The 5658-nt window shown below is 65.0% G+C and carries 7 protein-coding genes; 4 read left to right on the plus strand and 3 right to left on the minus strand.

What is annotated here, in order from left to right; translation table 11 throughout:
* Positions 1-771 (plus strand): SDR family NAD(P)-dependent oxidoreductase (locus tag QZ281_RS11785; protein ID WP_292228581.1); only part of this gene is annotated, 771 nt, incomplete at its 5' end.
* A 135-nt stretch (positions 772-906) separates the two neighbouring features.
* Entirely contained in the window at positions 907-2109 is a 1203-nt protein-coding gene (locus QZ281_RS11790) for an acetyl-CoA C-acyltransferase (RefSeq protein WP_219353088.1), read from the plus strand.
* 239 nt (positions 2110-2348) lie between these two features.
* Here the strand turns inward: QZ281_RS11790 and QZ281_RS11795 are convergent, their stop codons facing one another.
* From QZ281_RS11795 to QZ281_RS11805, 3 genes are read right to left on the minus strand one after another with little or no spacing between them, the layout of a single operon-like run.
* A complete protein-coding gene (locus QZ281_RS11795) occupies positions 2349-2927 on the minus strand; it encodes a demethoxyubiquinone hydroxylase family protein (RefSeq protein ID WP_292228584.1) in 579 nt (192 codons plus the stop codon).
* Positions 2928-2931: 4 nt separating this feature from the next.
* On the minus strand, positions 2932-3480 hold the full coding sequence (locus tag QZ281_RS11800) for a disulfide bond formation protein B (RefSeq protein ID WP_292228586.1): 549 nt from the start codon (positions 3478-3480) through the stop codon (positions 2932-2934).
* A gap of 40 nt (positions 3481-3520) precedes the next feature.
* On the minus strand, positions 3521-4096 hold the full coding sequence (locus QZ281_RS11805; protein ID WP_292228588.1) for a YqaA family protein: 576 nt from the start codon (positions 4094-4096) through the stop codon (positions 3521-3523).
* Positions 4097-4307: 211 nt separating this feature from the next.
* Here QZ281_RS11805 and hppD point away from each other — a divergent pair, with 211 nt between their 5' ends.
* Both hppD and QZ281_RS11815 read left to right on the plus strand, forming a co-directional pair.
* Positions 4308-5408 carry a 4-hydroxyphenylpyruvate dioxygenase gene (gene hppD, locus QZ281_RS11810; protein ID WP_292228590.1) on the plus strand — a complete coding sequence of 367 codons (1101 nt, stop codon included), beginning with the start codon at positions 4308-4310 and terminating at the stop codon, positions 5406-5408.
* Positions 5409-5594, plus strand: coding sequence for a hypothetical protein (locus QZ281_RS11815; protein ID WP_201099860.1), 186 nt, complete (start codon positions 5409-5411; stop codon positions 5592-5594). It abuts the gene before it with no gap.
* Positions 5595-5658: the final 64 nt, after the last annotated feature.

Consider the following 5658-nt stretch of genomic DNA (forward strand, 5'->3'; position numbering starts at 1 on the left):
GGCGGATCGGCGACGGCGGCCGAAGCCGTGGTCGCGGAAATCGAAGCCGCAGGCGGTGAAGCCATCGCCAACGCCGCTTCCGTCACCGACTTCGCCGCCGTTCAGGCCATGGTCGATCAGGCCGTCGCCAAATGGGGCCGTGTCGATATCCTGGTGAACAACGCCGGCGTGCTGCGCGACAAGTCCTTCGCCAAGATGGAGCTGGACGACTTCCGCTTCGTGCTCGACGTGCACCTGATGGGCGCGGTCAACTGCACCAAGGCGGTGTGGGAGATCATGCGCCAACAGAACTATGGCCGCATCGTCATGACCACCTCGTCGTCGGGCCTGTACGGCAACTTCGGCCAGTCGAACTATGGCGCGGCCAAGATGGCGCTGGTCGGCTTCATGCAGACCCTGGCGATCGAAGGCGGCAAGAACGACATCCGCGTCAACAGCCTGGCGCCGACGGCCCACACCCGCATGACCGAGGACCTGGGCGCCGCCCTGCCGCTGGAAGCGCTGGAGCCCTCGCTGGTCACGCCGGGCCTTCTGTATCTGGTCAGCCGCGACGCCCCGACCCGCGCCATCCTGGCCGCAGGCGCAGGCGGCTTCGAGCGCGCCTATGTCACCCTGACGCAAGGGGTTCACATCGCAGGCGCCGACGCCCCGGAACAGGTCGCCGCCCAGTTCGACGCCATCTCGAACCGCGATGGTGAGATCGTGCCGGAAATGGGCGCCGCCCAGGGCATGATCGAACTGACCAAGGCGCAGCAGGCTCACGGAGGCTGATAAGGGAACAGGCGCCTTGCGTTGACGCAACGTGAGGCGCCTAAACTCTGACCTGAGGAAAGAGGTCCATTCGGACCAGACAACAAACGGCCGGAACGGCCAACAAGTACGGGCGCCAAGCCCTGGGAGTGAATCATGCGCGAAGCCGTCATCGTCTCCACCGCCCGCACGCCGATCGGCCGGGCCTATCGCGGCGCCTTCAACGACACCCAGGCGCAGCAGCTGGGCGCCCATGCCGTCCGTCACGCCGTCCAGCGCGCGGGCGTTGATCCCGCGGAAATCGAAGACGTGGTTCTGGGCGCGGCCCTGCAGCAGGGATCGACCGGCACCAATGTCGCGCGCCAGATCGCCCTGGCCGCCGGCCTGCCCGCCTCGGTTCCGGGCATGAGCCTGGATCGCCAGTGCGCCTCGGGCCTGATGGGCATCGCCACGGCGGCCAAACAGGTCATCTTCGATCACCAGAAGATGGCGGTCGGCGGCGGACTTGAGTCCATTTCGCTGGTCCAGAACCAGCACATGAACCTGTACCGGATGAAGGATGAGGCGCTGCTGAAGCTGTCGCCGCACATCTATATGTCCATGCTGGAGACGGCCGAGGTCGTGTCGCGCCGTTATGGCATCTCACGCGACCGCCAGGACGAATACGCCCTGCAATCCCAGCAGCGCACCGCCCAGGCCCAGGCCGAAGGCCGTCTGGACGCCGAGATCGTGCCCATGACCACCACCATGCTGGTGATGGACAAGGCGACCGGCCAGACCTCGTCGAAAGAAGTCACCCTGTCCAAGGACGAGGGCAACCGCGCCGACACCACGCTGGAAGGCCTGAAGGGCCTGAAGCCCGTCTTCGGCGGCGGCGAGGAAATCCAGCAGGGCGAGTTCATCACCGCAGGCAACGCCAGCCAGCTGTCAGACGGCGCCTCGGCCTCGGTCATCATGGAGGCCGGTGAAGCGGTCCGTCGCAACCTGCAACCGCTCGGCGCCTATCGCGGCATGGCCGTCGCCGGATGCGAGCCGGACGAAATGGGCATCGGGCCAGTTTACGCCGTGCCGAAACTGCTGAAGCGCCACGGCCTGACCGTCGACGACATCGGCATCTGGGAGTTGAACGAAGCCTTCGCCTCGCAGGTTCTGTACTGCCAGGACACGCTGGGCATCCCCAATGACCGCCTGAACGTCTCGGGCGGCGCCATCTCCATCGGCCACCCCTACGGCATGTCCGGCGCCCGGATGACCGGCCACGTCCTGATCGAAGGCAAGCGTCGCGGCGCCAAATACGGCGTGGTCACCATGTGCATCGGCGGCGGCATGGGCGCGGCCGGTCTGTTCGAGATCTACTGAGAACGAACGAAAGCCGCGCCCACATCAAACGAAGCTCCGAAACGCCAGCGTTTCGGAGCGGCGCGGCCGGTCTGTTCGAAATCTACTGAGAACGATGGACTTAAATGGAGGGAGGCAATCCTCCCTCCGTCATCCTCGGGCTTGACCCGAGGATCAGATGCGGACCGGGCTGGGCGCGCCCCCCTGACGCAATGCGACGGAACACCCGGCCCTCGGGTCAAGCCCGACGGTGACGCAAATCAGATCTTCTCGCTGATCTTGATCGCCGCCTTGCAGCCGACCTTGATGACGCTGGACAGCAGGCGATAGGCGGGCGCTTCGCGGCTGCCGTGTTCGACGGCGTGGTCGTGGTGGGCCAGTTCTTCTTCGCGGAACTGGGTCAGTTCGGCAGCCAGAGCCGGATCGCGGTCGCCGATCTCGGCAATCTGGTCGGCGTAGTGTTTCTCGATGACGCTTTCGACCGCCTCGGTGCATGCGTGTGCGGCCTTCTCGCCCATCAGGGCGGTTCCCGCGCCAAGCGCCGAAGCCGCAATCCGCCACAGGGGCGTCATGACCGTGGGCCGCACCCGCCGTTCGTTCAGCAGGCGGTTGAAGCGGTCCAGATGCACCGCCTCCTGATCCTGCATTTCCGACAGGTCGCGAACCATGTCGCCATGCGACTTGCGGCCCTCGAACACAGCCTTCTGGGCGCGGTAGATCAGGACGGCGGCGTATTCACCCGCATGATCAACGCGAAGGATTTCATCCATCCGCGCCTTGTCGGCGCCGCGTCCGGGGCGCGGCAGGGGAATATGAGGGGCGGCTGAAGTCTCCGACATGGGATCAGGCCTTCTCGATACGGGGCGCGCGGGCGTCCTTGGGGCGTTTGGCGGCCAGCAGGCTGAACACCGCCAGAGCCGAAACGATCAACGCATTCCATCCCGCCATGGACAGACCCAGCCAGCTCCAGGCCACGTCGCCGCAGGAGATCACCGTGACCGACGGCCCCGTGCCCAGGGCCAGGGCGGTCAGGGCGTCCATGTCGATCGGACCGCCCGCCCCTGCCGAACAGGTCGCAGGCAGGGCCCACCAGCCATACTCGCCGCCCATATGGAAGATGGCGGTGACAGCGCCGGTCGCGAACACGGCGGCCAGCAGGAAGGAGGCGATGCGCGGCGTTCCGCGACGGCTGCCGCTGACGATGGTCCAGCCGGTGGCGAGGACCGCAATGGCCACGGCGCCCCAATAGACCTCACGCTGTTTGAGGCACAGGTTGCACGGAGCCAGATGCTCGAAATGCTCGAACGCATGGGCCGCGCCCAGCATGGCGAGCGACGCCGCCAGGGCGAAGGCGGTCCACCAACGGGTCAGAAGGCGATAGACGTCTGTCATGTTGAAGCGGTCTTACCCCGCTCCAGCGCCGCCGTCGATGTTACAGAAGTTTTAGAACCACGATCAGGGCGACCAGGGCCACGACACCGATCCCGGCCCACAGGGCCAGACGCTTTTCGACCTGAGCCAGCATGGCCGGACCCCAGGTTTTCAGGATCCAGGCTTCAAGGAAGAACCGCCCGCCGCGCGTCACCACCGAGGCGGCGATGAAGACAGGGAAGCTGAAGGCGGCCAGTCCCGAGGCGATGGTCACCAGCTTGTAAGGGATGGGCGTCAGCCCCTTGATCAGGATGACCCACAGGCCCCACTGCTCGAACCAGGCGCGGAACTGGGCCAGACCGTCGGAATGGCCGAGGAAGCGCATGATCGCCAGCCCCACGTCGGTCAGATAGAAGCCGATGGCGTAGCCCAGAATACCACCCAGCACCGAAGCGACCGTGCAGACGGCGGCGTAGAAATAGGCCTTCTCCGGCTTGGCCAGGATCATCGGCGCCAGCATCACGTCCGGCGGAATGGGGAAGAACGAGCTTTCAGCGAAGGATACGACCGCGAGCGCGGGCGTCGCATGGCGGTGGCGCGCCAGATTGAAGACGCCGTCGTAGAGCTTGCGGAGCATGGTGTTTCCCAAAGAACGTCGCCGAAGACGTTCACAGGGGTCGATACACGGGCAAAGGCCGCACGTCATCCACGACGCTCTGTCGCAGAGGCAAGAGCATCACGAGGGCGTGGCCTGCCTTGGCTCTGTCGCCGTCCGCGATTAGGTTCCGCGCCAATCGGCGGCCCCATTCGGTTAAGCCCGCCACAAAACATAATGCAGGAGACGCTCCATGCACGACATAACCCAGACCGAAGCGGACAAGCTCGATCAGGAGAACCCCCTCGGCGTCGATGGTTTCGAATTCGTCGAGTTCACCGGCCCCGAACCCAAGGCGATGATCTCGCGCCTTGAAATCATGGGCTTCACCCAGACGCACGTGAACCCAAAGACTGACGTGGTCCGACTGAAACAGGGCGACATCAGCTTCCTGGTGCATCGCTCGCCCAAGGGACAGGCTGAAGCCTTCACCAAGGATCACGGTCCGTCCGCCAACGGTATGGCCTTCCGCACCACCGACGCCAAGGCCGCCTATGAGGGCGCGCTGGAGCGGGGCGCCAAGGCGGCGCAGGGCGCCAACGGCGGCGCGCTGGGCGACGACTATCCCTATATTCTGGAAGGCATCGGCGGCAGCCTGCTGTACGTCATCGACCAGTATGGCGACGGCGCCAGCCTGTATGACGCCTGGGACGAGATCGAGGGCTGGGAAGAGGCTGAACGCAAGAACAGCGTCGGTCTGGAGATCCTGGACCACCTGACCCACAACGTGCGTCGCGGCGAGATGCGGACATGGTCCGGCTTCTACAACTCGATCTTCAACTTCGAGGAGCAGAAGTATTTCGACATCAAGGGCAAGGCGACCGGCCTGTTCTCGCAGGCCATGATCGCGCCCGACCGCGCCATCCGCATCCCGCTGAACGAAAGCCAGGACGAGAACTCCCAGATCGAGGAATTCATCCGTCGCTATAATGGCGAAGGCATCCAGCACATCGCCCTGACCACCGAGAACATCTTCGAGACGGTCGAGGCCATGCGTGAGCGCGGCGTGGACTTCCAGGACACGATCGAGACCTATTTCGAACTGATCGACAAACGCCTGCCCAATCACGGCGAGGACGTGGAGCGGATGCGCAAGAACCGCATCCTGATCGATGGTTCGGATGAAGAAGGCCTGCTGCTGCAGATTTTCACCCAGGACACCTTCGGCCCGATCTTCTTCGAGATCATCCAGCGCAAGGGCAATGAAGGCTTCGGCAACGGCAACTTCCAGGCCCTGTTCGATTCCATCGAACTGGACCAGATCCGCCGCGGCGTCATCAAGGTCGACGTCTGAATGCGGATGCGGCCGCCGACATGGCTGCCCTGGCTCGGCCCGGTCCTTGCGGCCGGCGCCGGAGCTCTGGCGGGCGAATACTGGCTGGGGGGCGGATTCTGGGTGGTGCTGTTCGCCGCCCTGATCTGCGGGTTCGCGCCGATCATCGGCTATCGCGTGTGGAAGCGGCTGCACCACCGTTCCTGAGGGGGAAGACTATGAAACGGATCATCACCACCGCCGCAGCCCTGGCGCTGCTGGCGGCCCCCCC

The sequence above is a fragment of the Brevundimonas sp. genome, from assembly GCF_018608325.1.
Taxonomy (GTDB): Bacteria; Pseudomonadota; Alphaproteobacteria; order Caulobacterales; family Caulobacteraceae; genus Brevundimonas.

Excerpts from the sequence above, each read along its gene's own strand:
- hppD (WP_292228590.1), top strand. The coding sequence starts at position 4,308 with ATGCACGACATAACCCAGACCGAAGCGGACAAGCTCGATCAGGAGAAC.
- QZ281_RS11815 (WP_201099860.1), top strand. The coding sequence starts at position 5,409 with ATGCGGATGCGGCCGCCGACATGGCTGCCCTGGCTCGGCCCGGTCCTT.
- QZ281_RS11790 (WP_219353088.1), top strand. The coding sequence starts at position 907 with ATGCGCGAAGCCGTCATCGTCTCCACCGCCCGCACGCCGATCGGCCGG.
- QZ281_RS11795 (WP_292228584.1), bottom strand. The coding sequence starts at position 2,927 with ATGTCGGAGACTTCAGCCGCCCCTCATATTCCCCTGCCGCGCCCCGGA.
- QZ281_RS11805 (WP_292228588.1), bottom strand. The coding sequence starts at position 4,096 with ATGCTCCGCAAGCTCTACGACGGCGTCTTCAATCTGGCGCGCCACCGC.
- QZ281_RS11800 (WP_292228586.1), bottom strand. The coding sequence starts at position 3,480 with ATGACAGACGTCTATCGCCTTCTGACCCGTTGGTGGACCGCCTTCGCC.